13 protein-coding genes are annotated in these 19,873 nt (G+C 55.9%); 12 read left to right on the top strand and 1 reads right to left on the bottom strand.

Annotated features, from left to right (window positions below; all coding sequences use genetic code 11):
- The first annotated feature begins 4 nt into the window (after positions 1 to 4).
- The 12 genes from NI000_RS16525 to NI000_RS16470 all read left to right on the top strand — a co-directional run bounded on the left by NI000_RS16525 (position 5) and on the right by NI000_RS16470 (position 18,779).
- Positions 5 to 1,006, top strand: a complete 1,002-nt coding sequence (locus NI000_RS16525) for a hypothetical protein (protein WP_253412354.1) — start codon at positions 5 to 7, stop codon at positions 1,004 to 1,006.
- A 36-nt stretch (positions 1,007 to 1,042) separates the two neighbouring features.
- A complete protein-coding gene (locus NI000_RS16520) occupies positions 1,043 to 2,869 on the top strand; it encodes a KamA family radical SAM protein (RefSeq protein WP_253412352.1) in 1,827 nt (608 codons plus the stop codon).
- Between the two features lie 40 nt (positions 2,870 to 2,909).
- Positions 2,910 to 4,685 carry an asparagine synthase (glutamine-hydrolyzing) gene (asnB, locus tag NI000_RS16515; protein WP_253412350.1) on the top strand — a complete coding sequence of 592 codons (1,776 nt, stop codon included), beginning with the start codon at positions 2,910 to 2,912 and terminating at the stop codon, positions 4,683 to 4,685.
- A 4-nt stretch (positions 4,686 to 4,689) separates the two neighbouring features.
- The gene (locus NI000_RS16510; protein WP_253412348.1) at positions 4,690 to 5,850 is read left to right on the top strand and encodes an acyl-CoA dehydrogenase family protein; all 1,161 of its coding nucleotides are present in this window, start codon (positions 4,690 to 4,692) and stop codon (positions 5,848 to 5,850) included.
- Between the two features lie 27 nt (positions 5,851 to 5,877).
- On the top strand, positions 5,878 to 9,099 hold the full coding sequence (locus NI000_RS16505; RefSeq protein WP_253412346.1) for a non-ribosomal peptide synthetase: 3,222 nt from the start codon (positions 5,878 to 5,880) through the stop codon (positions 9,097 to 9,099).
- A gap of 29 nt (positions 9,100 to 9,128) precedes the next feature.
- Positions 9,129 to 12,374, top strand: a complete 3,246-nt coding sequence (locus tag NI000_RS16500; protein ID WP_253412344.1) for a non-ribosomal peptide synthetase — start codon at positions 9,129 to 9,131, stop codon at positions 12,372 to 12,374.
- Positions 12,375 to 12,466: 92 nt separating this feature from the next.
- Entirely contained in the window at positions 12,467 to 13,363 is an 897-nt protein-coding gene (locus NI000_RS16495) for a thioesterase domain-containing protein (RefSeq protein WP_253412343.1), read from the top strand.
- A gap of 13 nt (positions 13,364 to 13,376) precedes the next feature.
- Positions 13,377 to 14,489, top strand: a complete 1,113-nt coding sequence (locus tag NI000_RS16490) for a 2-hydroxyacyl-CoA dehydratase subunit D (protein ID WP_253412341.1) — start codon at positions 13,377 to 13,379, stop codon at positions 14,487 to 14,489.
- A gap of 15 nt (positions 14,490 to 14,504) precedes the next feature.
- Positions 14,505 to 15,734, top strand: coding sequence for a 2-hydroxyacyl-CoA dehydratase family protein (locus tag NI000_RS16485; protein WP_253412339.1), 1,230 nt, complete (start codon positions 14,505 to 14,507; stop codon positions 15,732 to 15,734).
- Between the two features lie 36 nt (positions 15,735 to 15,770).
- Positions 15,771 to 16,538 carry an acyl-CoA dehydratase activase gene (locus tag NI000_RS16480; RefSeq protein ID WP_253412337.1) on the top strand — a complete coding sequence of 256 codons (768 nt, stop codon included), beginning with the start codon at positions 15,771 to 15,773 and terminating at the stop codon, positions 16,536 to 16,538.
- A gap of 52 nt (positions 16,539 to 16,590) precedes the next feature.
- Positions 16,591 to 18,000 (top strand): MATE family efflux transporter, encoded by a 1,410-nt coding sequence (locus NI000_RS16475; RefSeq protein WP_253412618.1) that lies wholly within the window; start codon positions 16,591 to 16,593, stop codon positions 17,998 to 18,000.
- Positions 18,001 to 18,056: 56 nt separating this feature from the next.
- Positions 18,057 to 18,779: a class I SAM-dependent methyltransferase gene (locus NI000_RS16470; protein WP_253412335.1), complete on the top strand. Its 723-nt coding sequence runs from the start codon at positions 18,057 to 18,059 to the stop codon at positions 18,777 to 18,779.
- 472 nt (positions 18,780 to 19,251) lie between these two features.
- On the opposite strand, the gene NI000_RS16465 is transcribed toward NI000_RS16470, so the two are convergent.
- Positions 19,252 to 19,833, bottom strand: coding sequence for a hypothetical protein (locus NI000_RS16465; protein ID WP_253412333.1), 582 nt, complete (start codon positions 19,831 to 19,833; stop codon positions 19,252 to 19,254).
- Positions 19,834 to 19,873 lie beyond the last annotated feature (40 nt).

The following is a 19,873-nucleotide window of genomic DNA, read 5'->3' as shown; positions in this document are numbered from 1 at the left end:
AATCGTGAAACGGTGCACCTTATGCGTGATGCCCGAAACCTACCCCGGAATCACGTTCGATTCCGAAGGCGTCTGCTCCTTTTGCAGCAAGCAGAGCGGGAAACAGCCCGTTCCGTCGCTCCCCAAGCTTCAGGCGAAGCTGGATGAAATCATCCGCGAATGCAAAGCGCAGAACCGGAAGTACGATGCGCTGGTCGCCTACAGCGGAGGGAAGGACAGCACGTTCCTGATTCATACGCTCAAGGAAAAGTACGGGCTTCGCATGCTCGCTGTGACGCTCGACAACGGCTTCATGTCGGAAGCTTCGTTTGTAAACATGCGCACGGTGCTGAACCGCTTGAATGTGGATCATACAATTGTCCGGCCCCGGTACGACCTGATGAAGCAAATTTTTTTGCAGAGCTCGGCGCCCGAGGTTTACCCGACCCATCTGACGCAGTTCGGCAGCGGTATCTGCATCTCTTGCATACGCATTGTAACAAACATGTGTTTGCGTGTCGCCATCGAAAAAGGAATTCCGATGGTCATGCTGGGCAACAGCCCGGGGCAATTGATTCAATCCGAGAACGAAATCCTATTTCAGGACAACAAAATTCCGTACGAGCTGCGCAAAAATTTGTTCAAGCCGCTCGCGGAGCGCGTGGGGGACGACGTGTATCCGTACCTCATGCTGGATAAGGACGAGTACAGAACAAACCCGTTTCCTTATACGATCAACGCTTTCCCGATTATTGGGTACCAGGAGGACGAAATTTACCGTACGATCCGGGAGCTGGGATGGACCAAGCCGGAGGACGTTGATCCGAATTCGACGAATTGCCGGTTGAATTCGCTGGGGATCGTCAAGCACAAGCAGGTTCATCGTTTTCATCCGTACGATTTTGAAATGAGCTTGCTGGTGCGGCAGGGCATCATTACCCGGGAAGAGGCGCTGAAGCGCGTCGAGGACCCGGAGGAAAAAGCGCTGCGGCTCGCCGAGCAGGTGGAAGAGCAATTGCTGAGCTGAGCGTGGCCAATTCACGTTATGGGGCGGAGGCTGCTTATGGCTACTCATGAGAAAATTTCCGAGCTGCTGGACGCCAATCCGGATATTCTGCGATTGCTCGTCGACAGCGAGACGTTATCCGACGCCCGCAGCCGGATGTTCGGCTACTTGAATGAATGCGAGGACAAAGTGCGGCGAGCCGACTGCCCGCTGCATCCGTTGGAAAAGAAAAATACCCGGGACTGCATTACGGTATTCAAAAGCATTATTTCGGAAAGCAACGAGCACAAAACGAAGCACAGCTGCCTGGACACCTTATGGAAGCTGGCTGCCGAGCATTGGCGGCGGCTGGAGTGGCCCGAGGTGACGGATGCGTTTCTCGTGGAAATGAAGCATTTGTTCAAGGGGGTGATCGGCCTTTCGGGAATTTATTCGAAATCGGGCATTTGCAAGCGCGAGGTTCCGGCCTTCATGCATCTGGAAGGGCGCGAGGCGGCCGTCGTTCGGTCCGAGTTGCTCAATGTGAAAGCGGACCAGTATGCCGGTTTTATCCGCAAGAACGGTTATAAAACCGGACTGGACGACGAGGTCGTCCGGCGCAGGGAGGAGCATCGGCATCGGATTTTGCAGGCGCTGGGAGCGACGGAGCAGGACTGGACGAATTACCGCTGGCAGTTCAAGCACCGTTTCCGCGATGCCGGCAAAATCGGCGAGATCATCGAGCTGACCGCCGAAGAGAAAGCGTGCATCGATGCGGCGATGGCGCAGGGGATTCCTTGCGAGATCACACCGTTCTACCTGTCTTTGATGGACCCCGATCCCAAGGCGGATCGGCATCGGCACGACCGGAGTCTGCGGGCACAGGTCATTCCGAACCGGATCTATCTGGACAAAATGCTGGAAGCGAGGCTGCTCCCGAAGGAAGAGCTGGATTTTATGCACGAGATGGACACCTCGCCCACCGACTTTGTGACCCGAAGATATTCGCAGATTGCGATCGTCAAGCCTTACCTATGGTGCCCGCAAATCTGCATCTACTGCCAAAGAAACTGGGAGCTGGCGGAGGATTCCTGCGGCAAAGCCGATCCGGCGATTCACAATTTGGCGGAAGCGTACGAGTGGTTCCGGGCGAACCCGGGCATTAGCGAGGTGCTGATCACAGGCGGGGACCCGCTGGCCGTCAGCAATGACAAGATCGCGTCCATTTTGCAGACGTTCGCGGAAATGAAGCACATCAAGCGTATCCGCATCGGCACGCGGACGCTCGTCACGGCGCCCATGCGCTTCGACGAGGAGCTGCTGGCGATTCTGCGAACGTATCACCGGCCTCCGGAGCAGACGATTACGCTGGTTACCCATGTGCAGCACCCGTATGAAATTTCGCAAGAAATGGCGGACGCGATGCGGAACATCAAGACGCTCGGCATCGACGTGTATAACCAGCAGGTGTTCACCATGCAAAATTGCCGGAAGTTCGAGACCTGCTTTTTGCGGGAATCGCTGAAGGGGATCGGCATTTCGCCTTACTATCTGTTCAATCTGAAGGGAAAAGAGGAGACGGCGGACTTCAAGGTGCCCGTGGCCCGGCTGCTTCAGGAACAGAAGGAGGAGGCGCGGTTAATGCCAGGGCTGGTGCGGACCGACAAACCGGTGTTCAACGTGCCTACGCTCGGGAAGAACGAGCTGAACGCTTGGCAGGATCATGAAATCATTATGATTTTGAACGACGGGAGCCGGATTTACGAATTTTATCCATGGGAAAAATATATGGCCCCGGTCAATACGTACGTGTACAAGGATACGCCGATATACGATTTCCTGCGCCGATTGGAAGCCTTGGGGGAAAATCCGGACGATTACAAGACGATCTGGTATTATTTCTGACTTCTGATCCGCTACACGGAACCGAAAGGAGGGAACCCCAATGTGCGGCATTTGCGGAGCGTACCACTATGGGAAGGAATCGCCCGTCTCGGAAGCGGTGCTGAACCGGATGAACGAGGCGCTGAAGCATCGCGGTCCGGACGGCGAGGGCGTGTTCGTCGATACGTTTATCGGGCTCGGGCACCGGCGACTGTCGGTCATCGATCTCCAGAACGGCAAGCAGCCGATGACGAACGAGGACCATACCGTCTGGGTTACCTACAACGGCGAGATTTACAATTTCCGCGAGCTGAAGCGCGATCTGGAGAACAAAGGCCATCGCTTCGTGACGGACTGCGACACCGAGGTCATCGTGCACAGCTATGAGGAGTACGGACCGGACTGCGTGCGCAGGTTCAACGGCATGTTTGCTTTTGCGATCTGGGACGAGAAGGCGGAGACACTCTTTCTGGCCCGCGACCGGCTGGGGGTGAAGCCGCTTTACTACAGCTTGTCCGATAAAACGCTGCTGTTCGCGTCGGAGGTCAAAGCGATCCTGCAGCACCCGGATGTCCGGGCGGAGGCGGAGCCGGCGGCCATTCCCGAATATTTATTTTGCACCGCGCTCTTAAACGGGCATACGATGTTCAAGCACATTCAGTCCGTTCCGCCGGGCCATACGCTGCTGTTCCACAACAAGACGAAGCGGCTTATTCCGTACTGGGATATCGCTTTGCGGCAGTCGGCGGAAGAGCCTCGGACGTTCGACGATTACAAGGAGCACACGCATGCGCTTCTTCAAGAGTCGGTGCGCATGCGGCTGATGAGCGACGTGCCGTTCGGCTCCCTGCTCAGCGGAGGGCTGGACTCCAGCTTAATTACCGCCCTCGCTGCGGGGCATGCGACCCACCGGCTGAAAACATTTTCGATGGAATACGGCAAGAACAGCGAGGTGGCGGGGGCAAACTCGGATACGATCTACGCCCGGCTAATGGCGGACGCCTTGCAAACCGATCATAAAGAGTTTATTTTCCGGCCGGAGGACTACCACGACATGATGGAAAAGACGACCTGGCACGTGGAAAAGCCTGTCGACCTGACGACCCCTTCCGTGTACCTGCTGTATCAGAGGTTAAAAAGCGACGTCACGGTCGTCCTGTCGGGCGAAGGGTCGGATGAGCTGTTCGGCGGCTATTTCTTTTTCTTGAACCACAAGCCGGCAAGCCAGCTCACGGAATTTCCTTGGGCGCCGTATCTCCAAGAGGTGTCCGGCTTGCTGAATCCCGACGTTGCCCGACAAACCCGGTTCAAGGAAAACGTATCCACGGCTTTGCGCGACATGACCTCCCGGTTCGAGACAGACGACGAGCTGAACAAAGTGCTGTACTTGTTCATCAAGCTTTATTTGCTGGAAATGCTGGAACGGCAGGACAAAACGAGCATGGCCTCGGGCATCGAGGCGCGGGTTCCTTTTCTCGATTACCGCATCGTCGACTATGTGGCGAATATTCCGTCAGCCTACAAGCTCAAGGACGGCAAGGAGAAAATTATCTTAAAAGAAATCGCCAGAGACCTGCTGCCGGCGGAAATCGTCGAGCGGAAGAAACGGCCGTTTCCGTTCCCGGTCGATCCGAAATCGGTCGTCGTCCAGAAAAACATCGCCAACGAGCTGATTCAATCGGGCAATTCCAAAATTTCCGCTTACTTCGACAAACAGGCGGCGAACGATTTTTTCAACAAAAAGAACGGGTATGAGCACATGGACAATCTGGCGATTTTCAGAACGTCGCACGCTTTGATCGCGCTTGAATGCTGGCACAAAACGTTTGGAGTGTGAGGATATGGAACTGGAATACGGGGAAGTGCGGAAGGCGGTTTTTGATACGGCCGACACGTTCATTAAGCGAAAGGTCCGGCCCATCGCCAGCGAAACGGATGAGCGCGAGCAATTTCCGCTGGACAATGTCCGGGAAATGGGACGTCTCGGTCTGCTGGGCATTCCGTATCCGAAGGAATACGGAGGCTTGGAGCTGGACTACGATACGTATACCGGCTTCGTGAAGGAGCTGGCCAAGGCGTGCGCCTCCACCGCCATGACCGTCGTCGCGCACACCAGCTTAACCTGCAACCCAGTCAGCGCCTTCGGCACGGAAGAGCAGAAAGCGCGCTATTTGCAGCCTATGCTCTCCGGGGAAAAAATCGGCGCTTTCGCGCTCACGGAGCCCGGCAGCGGGTCGGATATGTCGTCGATGCAGACGAAGGCGGTCGAAGCGGACGATCATTATGTGCTCGACGGTTCGAAAATTTTTGTGACGAATGGCAACTACGCGGATTATTACATCGTGCCCGCCAAGACGGCGCCGGAGAAGAAGCTGCTCGGCATCAGCGTATTTTTGCTGGAAAAAGGGATGGAAGGCCTGTCCACGTCCGGCAAAAAAGAGCGGAAGCTCGGGATGCGAAGCTCCGATACGGGCGAGCTGATTCTGGACGGCGTCAAGGTTCCGAAGACCTGCCTCATCGGGCGAAAAAATTTCGGTCTGGACATCCTGCACCAGACGCTCGTTAGCGCCAGGCTGGGGATGGCGGCGATCGCCGTCGGCATTGCGGAAGAAGCCAAGCAGTACTGTATCAGCTACGTCAAGCAAAGAAAGCAGTTCGATCAATATCTTTACCATTTTCAGTCGGTGAAAAATATGTTGGCCGATATGGAGATGAACATCAATGCCGCCGATCTGCTGCTGCAAAAAGCGGCCCGGATGAAAGACAACGGAGAAAAATATGCGAAGGAGGCGTCGGAGGCCAAGCTGTTCGCCTCGGAGATGGCGACCCAAGTGACGAAGGATGCGATTCAGCTGTTCGGCGGGTACGGCTACTCCAGAGACCTGCCGTTGGAGCGATTTTTCCGGGATGCGAAGCTGACGGAGATCGGAGACGGAACGTCGGAAATTCAGCGGTTGATCATCGCGGACGAACTCATCAAGCGAGGGAGCCGAAGCTCTTAAGGAAACCAGGACGAAAGGATGAATCTCATGACGAAACGGGCAAAACGCAAGTACCCGGCGATATTGCGTCAAAGCGAGCAGCCGAGCTATCCACTTTCCTTCCAGCAGGAGCGGGTGCTGTACCTCTCTGAGCTGCTGCCGGGCAGCACGCTGTGGAACAAAATTTCCTGCAAGCGCGTGACGGGGGACATCGATCCGGAGGCCTTGCGCCAGGCGGTGGGCGACTTGATCGGCCGGCATACGGCGCTGCGGACGAGAGTGAGCTATGAGAACGGCGCTCCGGTTCAAACGTTCGATCAGACGCTGGAAGCGATTTTCCAACGGATCGACGGTTCGTCGGAGGAGGCGGAGCTGCAGGATGAAGCGGCGTTGCGGAAGCTGGCGGAAGTGTGCCGGGAACCGATTGAGGTGAGTGGCGATCCGCTGTTCCAAGTGATCGTCTTGCCGATGGGAGGCGCGGGAGCAGCCGAGTGTCTCGTCATATTGAAGCTGCACCATATTATTTCCGACGAGACGACGTTCCAGCTCCTTTGGCGCGATTTAAAAGCATTCTACAACGCGCGTATGGGCGTGATCGGCGGGGAAGAGCTCAAGCCGCTCGCGGTCGATTACGCGGATTACGTGCACTGGCAGCGGGCGAATTTCGACGAGGCGCATACGCAGGAGCAGGAGGCTTATTGGCTCAAGCAGTTTCAAGGAGAGCTGCCGGTGCTCGATCTGCCGACGGATTTCCAGGAGCCGGCGCAGCTCAGCTTCCGGGGAGCGCTTGAAATTCGGGCGCTGCCGGGCGATCTGGTGAAAAAGCTGCGGTCGCTCTGCGTGCGGCATAAGGTGATTCCTTTCTCGGCGTTGCTGTGCGCTTATTACGTGCTGTTGCAGAAGTGCTCCCGCCAGCAGGAAGTCGTCGTCGGGACGGTATTTTCGGGAAGGCATTACAGCTCCAGCCTGGCCCAGGCCGCAGGCTTCTTCGTCAACACTGTGGCGATCCGGATGGAGGTGGACGGGGAAGCGGCCTTTGACGAGCTGCTGAAGCGCGTGCACGACAAAGTCGACGAGGCGTACTATATGCAGGATTATCCGTTCGAACGGCTGATCCAGAAGCTGAACCCGGAGCGGCGCAGCGTGCGCAACCCGCTGTATCGCGCCATGTTCAACCTCGTCAGCACCGCCAAGGAAAAAGCGACGTTCGCCGGTGCGGAGGAGGCTTGGGAGGAGCCGGTGCTGGACGCGACCCAGGTGGACCTGCTGCTCAACATCCATCAGCAGGATGACGCGATGGAAATGCGGTTGGAATATAATACGGACCTGTTCCGCCGGGAAACCGTCCGGCACTTGATGGAGCTGTACGTAAACTTGCTGAGGAAGCTTGTGGAGCATCCCGAGGTGCAAGTGAAAGAGCTGGATATGCTGGACCCGCAGGAGCGCAAAAAGCTGCTGAACGAGTGGACCCGGACCGAGGCGGACTACCCCCGCGATGTCTGCGTTCACGAGCTGTTCGAAGCGCAGGCGGAGAAGACGCCGGAACGTGTCGCCTTGGCCTTCGGCGAGCGGACGATGACCTACGGGGAGCTGAACGCCCGGGCGAACCGGCTGGCCCGCACGCTGCGGGACCATGGAGTCACCGCCGAAAGCGTCGTCGGGGTCATGACGGAACGGTCGTTTGCCATGATGATCGGCATCCTCGCGGTGCTTAAAGCCGGGGGAGCGTATCTTCCCATCGATCCCGGGTTCCCGGAGGAGCGCAAGCGGTTCATGCTGGAGGACAGCGGAGCCCGCGTCCTGCTTGTTCCGTCCGGCGAGGCCGAAACGGCGGAAAGCGGCCTGCCCGTTCCGACGCTTGCGATCGACGAGAAGGCCGAAGGGGATAGCTCGAATCTCGGCCGTGTGAGCGTCCCGAGTGATCTGGCGTATATCCTGTATACGTCGGGCTCGACCGGTAAGCCCAAAGGGGTCATGGTGGAGCACAGCTCGCTCGTCAATACGCTGGCCCATTTGCAGAGATTGTTTCCTTTGGAGCAGGAAGACGCGTATCTGCTCAAAACGTCGTTTACCTTTGACGTGTCCATGAGCGAATTGTTCGGCTGCTTCTTTACGGGCGGCAAGCTCGTCATTCTGGAGCCGGGAGCCGAGAAGGAGCCAGCAAGAATTATCGAGACGATTAGGCGTCATCAAGTGACGCATATGAATTTCGCGCCGTCCATGCTGCAATCGTTTATGGATGTGGCCGAGAGCAAGGAAGCTGCCCCTGCGCTGCAAAGCTTGAACTATGTGTTTGCCGCCGGAGAGGCGCTAGGAGCGCATACGGTCCAGAAATTTTATTCCTTGGGGCTGCAGGCGAGCCTGGTCAATCTGTACGGCCCGACGGAAGCGACCATCTATGCAACGGGCTTCGCTTTCACGGGCGGCGAAGAGCTGCACCGGGTGCCCATCGGGAAGCCGATCGGCAACATGCGGGCGTACATTGTCGACGAGCATATGAACCTGCAGCCGGTCGGGGTGGACGGCGAGCTGTGTCTTGCCGGGAAAGGGCTGGCGAGAGGCTATTTGAACCAGCCGGAGCTGACGGCGCACAAATTCGTAGACCATCCGTTCTGCCCGGGCGAGAAGCTGTACCGGACAGGGGATTTGGCCCGCTGGCAGGAGGATGGAAATATCGTCTTCCGGGGGCGGATCGACCAGCAGGTCAAGCTGCGGGGCTTCCGGATCGAGCTGGAGGAAATCGAGAAGACGCTGCTGCTGCATTCGTCGGTACGAGGGGCTGCCGTTGCGGTGAAAGAAGACTCGTCCGGCCTCGAAAGTCTCGTCGCTTATGTGGTAACCGACGAGGAGAGGCCAGATGAGGAGTGGACCGGGCATCTCGGTCGTTGGCTGCCTGCCTATATGGTTCCGGCCCGCTACATGAGACTGGAAAAGCTGCCTTTAAGCACGAGCGGCAAAGTGGACCGCAAAGCGCTGTCGGCGCCGGAAGCCGCCTTGTCGACCCAGCCGTCAGGAGACACGCCTGTAACGGAGATCGAGAGAAAGCTGATCGAAATTACGGAAAACATCCTGAACATGCAAGGCATCGGCGTGAACGACAATTTCTTCCGGCTGGGCGGGAATTCCTTATTAACCATCCGGTTCGTTACCGAAATCGAGAGCGCGTTCCAGATTAGCTTGACCTTGATGGACTTCATCGATTTGCCGGTGATTAAGGACATTGCCAAAATCATCGAGCCTATGCTTCCCAAGGCCGTACCGCACGCTTAGCGACAGGGAAGCCCGAAAGGTTGGTTGCTATGGGCAAACGCCTACGAAAATATCCGGACATCCCCCGCCAAAGGGCCAGACCGCATTATCCGCTTTCGTTCCAGCAGGAACGGGTGCTGTACTTGTCCGAGTTGCTGCCGGATAGCGCCGTCTGGAATTTAATTTCCTGCAAACGGCTGACGGGTCCCGTCGATTCGGACGCCTTATTGTGGGCGGCCGGCGATTTGACCGAGCGGCACCCCGCGCTGCGGACGAAAGTAAGCTATGCAGGCGGTGCTCACGTTCAATCGTTCGACGAAACGATAGATCGCATTTACCGCTGCGTCGACTTGTCGGCGGAGCCGGAGGAGGAGCGGGAAGCGAAGGTTCGGAGCCTGCTGTCCGAAGCGAGCCTGAAGCCGGTCGACCTGCGCCGTGGACCGCTGTTTCAGATCATTTGGATACGTATGGGCGAAGCGGAGGGGATGCTCATCCTGAAGCTGCATCATATCATCTCCGATGCTACGACTTTCCAGCGAATTTGGCACGACTTCAAATGGTTCTATAACGCGCATGCGGGCGTACCGAACGGCGAGGAGCTGCCTGCGCCGGGAATCCGGTATGCGGACTATGTGCTGTGGCAGCGGGAAACGTTCGATGAGGCGCATACCCAGGAGCAGGAAGCGTATTGGCTGAAGCAGTTTCAGGGAGAGATTCCCGCGCTTGAGCTGCCGACGGACTTTCCTGCCCGGCCCGGGCTCAGCTTCGCAGGGGCGCTCGAAATTCAGCCGATCCCCCGCGAGGTGGTTCAGGGGCTGCGGACGCTTTGCATGCAGAAGCGGGTAATTCCTTTTTCGGCGCTGCTTTGTGCTTACTATGTGCTGCTGCACAAATGCTCGCGCCAACGCGATGTGGTCGTGGGCACGGTATTTGCGGGGAGGCATTACAGCCCGGAGCTGCAGCAAGCGGTCGGTTTTTTCGTGAACACCGTTGCCATCCGGATGGAGGTGGACGGGGAAGCCGCCTTCGACGAGCTGCTCCGACGGGTGCACGAGCAAGTGGACGAAGCCTACGATATGCAGGATTATCCGTTTGAACGGCTTATTCAAAAGCTGAATCCCGAGCGCAGTAGCAGCCGGAATCCGTTGTTTCGGGCCATGTTCAACATGGTCGTCGCCGGGAAGGAAGAAGCGGCGTTCGCCGGGGCGAAGGAAGCCTGGATCGAGCCGGATATGGACGCGACGCAGGTCGATCTGCTGTTCGATATCCATCAAGAGGATGACGAGATGGAAATCCGGGTGGAGTACAATACGGACTTGTTCCGTCAGGAAACAGTCCAGCGGCTGATCGGCTTCTACGTGAACCTGCTTCGTGCGGCGATTGAACGCCCCGAGGCCCGGGTGAAGGAGCTTCGGATGCTTGATCCGACGGAACGGAACCGGCTGCTTGTAGATTGGAACCGCACGGGGGCGGAGTATCCGCGCGAGGCATGCATCCATGAGCTGTTCGAGGCGCAGGCGTGGAAGACGCCGGAACGTATGGCCGTATGGCATGAAGGCAAGGAGCTGACTTACCGGGAACTGAACGAGCGGGCGAATCGGCTCGCCGGAATGATCCGCAGCAAAGGAAGCGGTACGGAGCAGATCGTTGGCATTGCGGCCGAACGGTCTCTTGAGATGGTGGTCGGAATGCTCGCGGTATTAAAAGCGGGCGGCGCGTATATGCCCATCGATCCCGGTTATCCCGAGGACCGGATCAAGTATATGCTGCAGGACAGCGGAGCCAAGGTTGTGCTCGTTCAACAAGGGAAGTTGAACGCAGGCAAGCTGGAAGCGGAGATCGTCGCCATCGAAATCGGGGAGGAAGAACGGTCCCTACATAGCCCCAATCATTTGAAAAGCGATACGCATGCGCGCAGTCTGGCCTACGTAATGTATACGTCCGGCTCGACCGGCCGGCCGAAAGGCGTCATGATAGAGCACCGAAACGTCGTGAGGCTAGTCCAAAATACCGATTACGTCCGTTTCGAGGACAGCGACGCAATTTTGCAGACGGGAGCTCCGGCGTTTGACGCGACGACGTTCGAAATATGGGGCGCGCTCCTGAACGGAATCAAGCTGTATGTAACAAGCGACAATGTTCTGCTCAACGCGGACAATCTCGGCCGTTTTATAGCGAAGCACGGCATAAGCCATCTCTGGCTGACGGCTCCGCTGTTCAACCAGCTATCGGACATGAAGCCGGAGCTGTTCGCTCCTTTGAAGGCGCTGCTGATCGGAGGCGACGCCTTGTCCGTTCGGCATGTCAACAAGGTGCTGGCGTCCGTTCCAGGCCTCCGCATTCAGAACATGTACGGTCCGACGGAAAACACGACGTTTTCCACTTATTTTCCAATCACCGGGCCGCATGAAACGAACGTTCCGATCGGCAAGCCGATCCGGCATTCCACAGCGTACATTGTCGACGCATCCGGGGAGCTGCTGCCTGTCGGTGTGCCCGGCGAATTGTGCGTCGGGGGAGACGGCGTTGCCCGCGGATATTTGAATCGTCCTGAGCTGACGGCGCAGAAATTCGTGGACAATCCGTTCGAGCCCGGGACGAAGATGTACAGAACGGGAGACCTTGCCCGCTGGCTTCCCGACGGGAATATCGAGTTCATGGGCCGGATGGATAACCAGATCAAGCTGCGGGGCTTCCGCATCGAGCTTGGGGAGATTGAGGCGAAGCTGGCGGAGTATCCGCACGCGAAAGAAGTCGTCGTGACGGTAAGGGAAGATCGCCCCGGGGACAAAGCGTTATGCGCCTATTTCGTCGCAGACCGGGACATCCCGGCTACCGAATGGCGAGCTTATCTCGCCAAGGCGCTGCCGGAGTACATGATCCCTGCCGTCTTTGTCCGGATCGACAGGATGCCGCTCAAGGAAACGGGCAAAATCGACAAGCAGGCGCTTCCCGAACCGAACGGAGCGGCGCCTCTACTAGAGGAGACGTACGATCAGGGAATATGTCTCCAACCTGCCCGCGATTCCCAGGCTTACCCGGCCTTTTCTGCCTCCGTCACAAGGATTGAAGCGCAGCTGATCGGAATCGTGGAAAACCTATTGAATACGAAGGGCATCGGGCCGGGCGACGATTTCTTCCTGTGCGGCGGCAATTCGCTGGCGCTCATCCGCTTGGTGGCGGAAATGGAGGCGGCTTTCGGCGTCGTCCCCTCGGTCATGGAAATCAGGGAAGCGCCTGTCATTTCCGAATGGGCGAGGAAGGTGGAAAGTTTACAGCAGCAAGCAGCGCTCTAACCCATCCTCCGGTTTGGGGGGGACCGTGGAAGGGAGGCATCACCATACGGGGAGAGCGCAAGAGGAATCTTTCGGGAAAGGAGAGGAAGACCGTGAATATTCAGTACCACTACAAAAAAGCGGCTGTTTTGTTGAAGCGGGGACAGCCGTCCGGCGTGAACCGTTTGTTTTTCGTGCATGATGGAACGGGAAGGATCGAAGGCTACTTCAAGGTAGCCGAACTTGTCGAACGTTCGTTCGCCGTGTACGGCATTACGCTGGACGGACGGGTGGGCTATGCGCCGCAAACGATTTCGATTGAAGAGTTGGCCGTTAGTTATATCGAACAGATGAAGCATGTTCAGCCGGAAGGGCCCTATTGCATCGCCGGTTGGTCGATCGGGGGGACGATTGCGGCGGAGATGGCCCGCATTCTGGAAGCCGATGGGGAGGAGGTCGGCTGCTGCGTCCTGGTAGACGCGCCGCCTCCGGGCTACTACCCGCCGCAAGACGCGCAGCCGTTCTCGGCCGCCTCCGAGACGGATTACATCCGGCCGTTTCTGTGCAATGAGGAGCCGCTCAAGCGCTGGAGCCGGAGCCGGAGCGCTCAAGCGTTCTGGAACGCCATCGCGGATACGCTTCAGCCCTCGGACTTCGATCGGCCTTCCTTTCTTCGCTATGTCCGCGAGGAATGGGCCGACATTTTCCCGGACGGAAGCGGGCTGTCGCTGCATCAGCTGTTCTGCGCGGTGAATATCGTCCGCACGCTGCACCGGGCGCGGGCAGCTTACGTTCCGAGGGGGAGCATCGATTCGCCGGTCCATGTGTTTCAGGCCACCGAGTCGCCGCTGGAGGGAATGGACCGATGGGGACGGTATTGCGCGCATCCGGTGTATATTCCGGCGGAGGGGAGCCATTACTCGCTGTTTGACGCAGAGCATGCGCCGGCTTTTGCCCGACATTTCAACCGCATCTTGGAAGGTGCCGCCGCCCAAAAGAAATCTGGTTAAGAGGAGAGCGCTTATGAAAGAAATGGTGGAACGGATTGTCGAACTGAACGTTGGCCGGCTGGACGCCTTGAAAGCTGTGGATAAGCCCAAGATCGGGTGGACATCGATCTATACGCCGGAAGAAATTTTATATGCGGCGGGCTTCATTCCTTTTCGGATCATGGGGACGACTGCCAGCAACACGTCGGAGGCGGGCGCGCTGCTGGGCAACAACTACTGCTCTTATTTGCTCAATTGCTTGGGAGAAGGCATGGACGGCGTCTACGAATTTACGGACGGGATCGTATTCGTCGACGAATGCGATTGGAGGAAGCGGCTGTACGAAACGTGGAACCACCGGATTCAACCGAAATACAGCTTCTTCCTGGAGCTCCCAAAAGCCCTCAATTCGGTCTCCAGGGACTATTTTCGGATGCAGGTCCGCCGCATGATCGAATCGTTGGAGCAGTATTTCGGCTGCCGCATTACGGAGGAGTCGCTGAGGGAAGCGATCCGCTTGTTTAACGAAACGCGCCGGCTGCTGCAGCGGATGCACGATTTGCGGAAGCAGGACGTGACGTCGCTCACGGGAAGCGAATTGCTGAACATTATGAAATCCAGCACGGCCGGCATGAGACAGCAGTACAACCAAGAGCTGTCCCTGCTGCTTGGAGCCATGGAAGCCCAGCGGGAAACCAAAAAAACGAAACCGCACAAAGTGCTGATCTGCGGCAGTTATTTCGATCACGATAACATTGTCGACGCCATCGAGCAGACCGGGGCGAAGGTCGTATGCATGGATATCACCAACGGCGTCAAATATTTCGAAGGGGAGGTCGACGAGCACCGCGATCCGGTCGAGGCGATTGCCGATTACTATTTTGACAAAGCGACCTGCGCCCGGATGTTCGAATCGGATATACGGCTGAACCATTTGGTCAAGCTGATCGACGAATACGATATCGATTCGGTCATCTACTTTTCGCTGAAGTTTTGCGACATTTATTCGATGGATTACCCTTACATCCAAAGCAAGCTCAGCGAGAAAGGCACGCCCGTGCTGCTGGTGGAAGGCGAGTGCAGCATGACGAATATCGAAAGCATCCGCACCCGGATTCACACGTTCCTCGAAACGATGATGTATTAGTAAAGGAGAAGAGCGATGAGCCAATTTAAAGTGGAAGCGAAAAGCCGCGAAGAACAGTACAAAAAGATGATGTCCGTCCTCGAAACGTACCGGGCCGAGCCGTCCGATTCGTCCTCGGCGCTGAAAGCGGCGCGGATGCGGTCTTTGTTCAACGGTTACCGCATGACGCAAGCCTATAAAGAGGATACGAAAGTAGCTTATGTCGTCGAGCAGTTTCCGAATGAAATCGTCTTTGGCTTTAATATGGTTTCCTGGAACATGGAGTCGATGGCGATCCTGCTCGCCCAAACCGTCAACGTGGACCCGTTCATTAATTTGACGCAGGAGAAAAGTCTTTCCCGGGACATTTGCTCGTTTCTTCGCGGGTCGCTGGGCGTCATGCTGGCGAACGGCTATCCGAATCCCGACCTGGTGCTGGTGAACGATCAGCCGTGCGATTGTCTGGCCAAAATGGGCAACATGTCGAGCAAGCTGTACGACTGCTCGTTCCTCTCGATCAATACGCCGAACCTCATCAACGAAGACACGCTGACCTATCTGGTGGAACAATTAAAGAAGCTGATCGCCGATATCGAAAGCACCTTGAATATCCCGTTCGACGAAGAGCGGTTCCGGCAGGTCGTTCAATATTCGAATGAAGCGAGAGACTATTACTGCAAAACGGTCGAGTTGAACAAAACGTACGAGCTGCCCGGCGTGTCCAGAGAATTGCTCGAAATTTTCGGCATGAACGGCTTCGGCTTGAAGGAAAACGTACAAATCTGCAAAACGTTGTACGAAGAAGCGCTCGAAATGAGCAAGCAGTCCGATCCGAAGAAAAAGAAGAAGCGCATTCTGTGGGCGGGCCAAGCGCCGCACAACGATCACGAATTAATCCGTTATTTCGAGCAGCAGGTCGAGATCGTCTATTGGGCGCCGCTGTGGGAGGCCAATCTGGTGTCGCTGGATCCGGAAGACCCGCTGAAAAGCATTGCGGAACGGGCGATCCTGTATCACTGGAACGCCAAACGGTTAAAAGAAAATATTTCTCAGGTTTGTACCTCATTTCATATCGATGGTGTTATAATATCTAATATATGGGGTTGTAGGAATATGATGGGAATTAGTTCGATGATTCGGGAGATGTCCGGTGAACAAGGATTGAAGTACTTGACGATCAGCGTGGATTACGTAGACAAGAACAATTACGCATTCAATCACGTGAAAAACCGCATCGACGCTTTTCTGGAAATTATGAGCGACTGAATCATCCACTAATTCGGGATAAAGGAGAATAGCCCTATGATTACCTTAGGAATTGATATCGGTTCTTTGTCGACCAAATCCGCGATTTTGAACGACAACAGCGTCGTAGCCTACGATGTCGTGTACACCGGAGGCGATAACCGGCAGTCCGCGGAAACGACGTTCAACAATGTGCTGGCGAAAGCCGGATTCACGAAAAAGGATATCGACGTCATCGTCACGACCGGCTACGGCCGGGAGAACGTGCCGTTTGCAGATAAACACGTATCGGAGATTACCTGCCACGCCAAAGGGATGCATTTCTTGAACCCCTCCATCCGGACGGTTCTCGATATCGGGGGGCAGGACAGCAAGGCGATCCAGATCGGGGAAAAGGGCAACGTCGTCAACTTTATGATGAACGACAAGTGCGCGGCGGGCTGCGGCCGGTTCCTCGATATTATTGCCAGGGCGCTCGGGGTCCAGCTCGAAGAGCTGGGCGGGATTCACCAAACGGCCACTTCGACGGCCCGAATCAGCAGCATGTGCACAGTGTTTGCGGAAACGGAAGTCGTATCGCTGGTCGCGGTCGGCACGCCGACGCCCAGCATTATCAAGGGCGTTCACGAATCGATTGCGACCCGGGCAATCGCGCTGCTCAAGGCGGTAGGCATCAAGGAGCCGCTCGGCATGAGCGGCGGCGTCGCCAAAAATATCGGCATCGTTAGCGCGCTGCAGGATTTGTTAAACATGAAAGTGGAAGTGACGGATTACCCGCAAGTCACGGGGGCGATCGGGGCGGCTTATATCGGCCAAAGCGCGTAACGGGCGGACGTTGCAAATCGGGAAACCATGAAAAGGGGAGTCGCTTGTGTCCATGTCACCGGAGACGGAAAAAGCGCACGATGCGGTTGTTATCGGGCCGGCAAGCCGGGAGCAGTCCATTTCGATCCAAACGATATTGAAAATTACGCTGCCCGTCATTTTATCGATGTTTTCGCTCAATTTGATGGTATTTGTCGACCGGGCGTTTGTCTCGATGTACGATCTGGGACAATTTGCGGCCGTCGTGCCGGCCGGTAACGTAGGGACGGCGATCTCCAGCATATTCATCGGCATCGTCGGCTTCGTCTCTACGCTAATCGCCCAATATTATGGGGCCGGCAAATACCCGAAATGCGCCTCATCGATGTGGCAGAGCGTCTATCTCAGCATCGTTTTTTCGGCGGTGCTGCTCCTGGTGTCTCCCCTTGCCGTCAATATTTTCGATTGGATGGGGCATACGGGAGAGCTGCTGACTTACGAGAAGCAATTCTTCTACCTGATCATGGTTTCCAGCTGCGTCCAGCTGTTCATTACGGCGTTTTCCGGTCTGTTCCGAGGCGTTGCCAGCACGACGGTCATCATGATGGTCGGGATTCTGTCCAATGTGTTCAATGTGTTGTTTGACTGGCTGCTGATTTTCGGAAAGCTCGGCTTCCCGGAGCTTGGGGGGATCTGGGGCTCAGGCATTGCGATCATCAGCAGCTCCGTGCTCGCGGTGATCGTATACATGATCTTGTTGGGGAGACGGGGCGTTCAAGCAAAGTATGAGATATCGGCGCAGATGAAATGGGACGGCGCCTTGCTCCGCAAGCTGCTTCGTTTCGGATTTCCCGCGGGCATTCAAGCGTTTCTCGGCACCGGGTATTTCAGCCTGCTGCTTCTGATCATCGGCAAGACCGGGGAGTTTCCCTTGTCCGCTTCCAACATCGCGTTCACCATCGAAGGGGTGTCGATCTTCCCCATCTGGGGGTTAGGGGCCGCCATCGCCATTATTGCCGGTCAAGAGAAGGGGGCCGGACGCCTCGACAATGTCCGAAGAGCCGCAAAACTGGGGCTTGGGATCGGGCTTGTGTTCAACGTGCTGATCATCTTCATCTTTAACTTGTTTCCGCAGGCTTTAATCTCGATCTTCGGCGGCGGGAAGGATCAGGAAACGTTCCTGAAGCTGATGGCGGTCATCGTCCCGCTTGTCCGGCTCACTTCGCTGTGGATCGTGTTCGATACGATGCAGATCATCATCGGCAATGTGCTGCGCGCGGTAGGCGACACGATGTTCATGATGGTCATCTATATCGTCGTTCCCATCCTTTTCTATATTGTGATTCCGTACCTGTTCAGCGTCGTCTGGGGGCTTTCGTTAATTTGGATATGGATCGCCCTGGTCGTTTATTCCATGGTGATGCTGCTTCTGGTGTCCGTCCGCTTTCTGGGCGGGAAATGGAAGCGGATTGAAGTCATCTGAACGTAGGCGGCCCATCGTCCATTAATATATTTCTATCGGGAGAGGTGCACAAGCATATGGAGTTTTCAAATGTATACGAGGACGCTGAACGGGCGGAAGCCTACGCCACATTGGAGTTTCCGGGAACGTATTATTTGGCCTATCGGGATTTGCCGGAGATGCTGACCAAGCATATCGCCGGCACGAGCGCTTTGGATTTCGGATGCGGAGCGGGGCGGTCGACCCGCTTTTTGCGAGATCGCGGCTTTGACGTGATCGGCATCGATATTTCGGCCGGCATGCTTGGCAAAGCGAGGGAAATGGACGCGGCCGGCGATTACCGGCTGATTCCGGAAGGGGATCTGCGGCTGCTGGACGGAGCGACCTTCGATCTGGTGCTGTCGATGTTCACCTTCGATAACATTCCGACCTTGGAGAAGAAGCTGCAAAATTTCAGACAGCTAGCCGCTGCGCTGAAGGAGGACGGGAAAATCGTGATGGTCGTCTCCTCTCCCGAAATCTACCGTCACGAATGGGCCTCCTTCACGACCAAGGCTTTTCCGGAAAATCAGCATGCCCGAAGCGGGGACAAAGTGAAAATCATCATGAAGGATACGCACGATCAAAGGCCGGTAGAGGACGTCATGTGGTCGGACGCCGCTTACCGGGACATTTTCGACCAAACCGGGCTGCAAGTGGTAGAAATGCATAAGCCGCTTGGCCGGGAAGAAGAGCCTTACCTATGGATTAACGAAACCCGCATTTCGCCGTGGGTGATGTACGTACTGGGGAAGAAATAAGCGCATATTGCAAGGCGGGGAATGTCCCGACGCGGCCGATTCACGGAATTAAAAGGCGGCTCGGGACATCCCCGGTCATTTTCTGCACACAATCGGTTTCCCGATCGATAGGCTCACTTACAATAGAGCGAAGTAATTAAGCGCTATATTTTTTAGTTTACATAACTAATTTTATGTTTACTTATTTCGCTGACGCATGACTTGAAATAAATGGAGCAATATTATTGACCAAACGGTCCGAAAATGATTAAGACTTCTTCAGAGAGGGAAGGAAGCATTATCAGTACTACCAGGACGGGACCCAGCGGATCGAAACCGAGTATGGCCTTGAGTGGCAGGATATCATAGCCATCGATGCGGTGCGCTGAACCAATGCACCAAGCTCCTTCAATGCATTAATCAAATATACAATCAGGATCGCCCCCAAGAACACAAAAGCTTTGTCTCTAAACGCCTCATAGCATTCAACTTCTTACAGGAGCTGGTCTTTTGTTTTGATGTTCAGCCCTCTTTGTATCAATTCCTTGTTCAAAGCTGTCGGAGGAAGTTGCGGGACCGCGGCCGCCAAGCCGCCTCCGCCGAGGGGTCCGTGCAGTTGGGATTCGCTCCACCAGTTATACAAGTTGTGCAACGACTCGTGAAGGGCTATCTTGGAATAACCCGTGTAAGTGTGTTGACGGCGGTCGCCTCTAGGGCCAGCGAGTTTGTAGATTTCTGAACCCACTACCTTACCCTGTGTTCGCGTATGGCCCCCGATATCCTCTTTGATGGGGGCGCCGGGCATTTTCTGTTGGATATACGAATGGTCAACATCCTGTACGAAATGGAGGACTAAATTATCGGTTGCCACTCCTTTTCCCCATGACACAACAACATTGTGGGATGACCCTTTCATACATTCGTCAAATACGCTTTGAATTTTCTTCTCGAGGCCATCTAACCAACTCGCGTCACTACCAGTATGATCAACGAGCTTTACAGAATAACTTGCTGGTGAGGATGAGCTTGAGAAAGGAGCTGGCGAAAGCATGGACGTATTTAATATTCGATTCATGAGACCGAGAGGAGACACGGGAGTAATCCGGCTATCCCCG

Source organism: Paenibacillus tyrphae (assembly GCF_024158745.1).
GTDB lineage: Bacteria > Bacillota > Bacilli > Paenibacillales > NBRC-103111 > Paenibacillus_G > Paenibacillus_G tyrfis_A.
The sequence above is the reverse complement of the archived record's forward strand: the minus strand, read 5'-3'. Positions and strand labels throughout refer to the sequence as shown.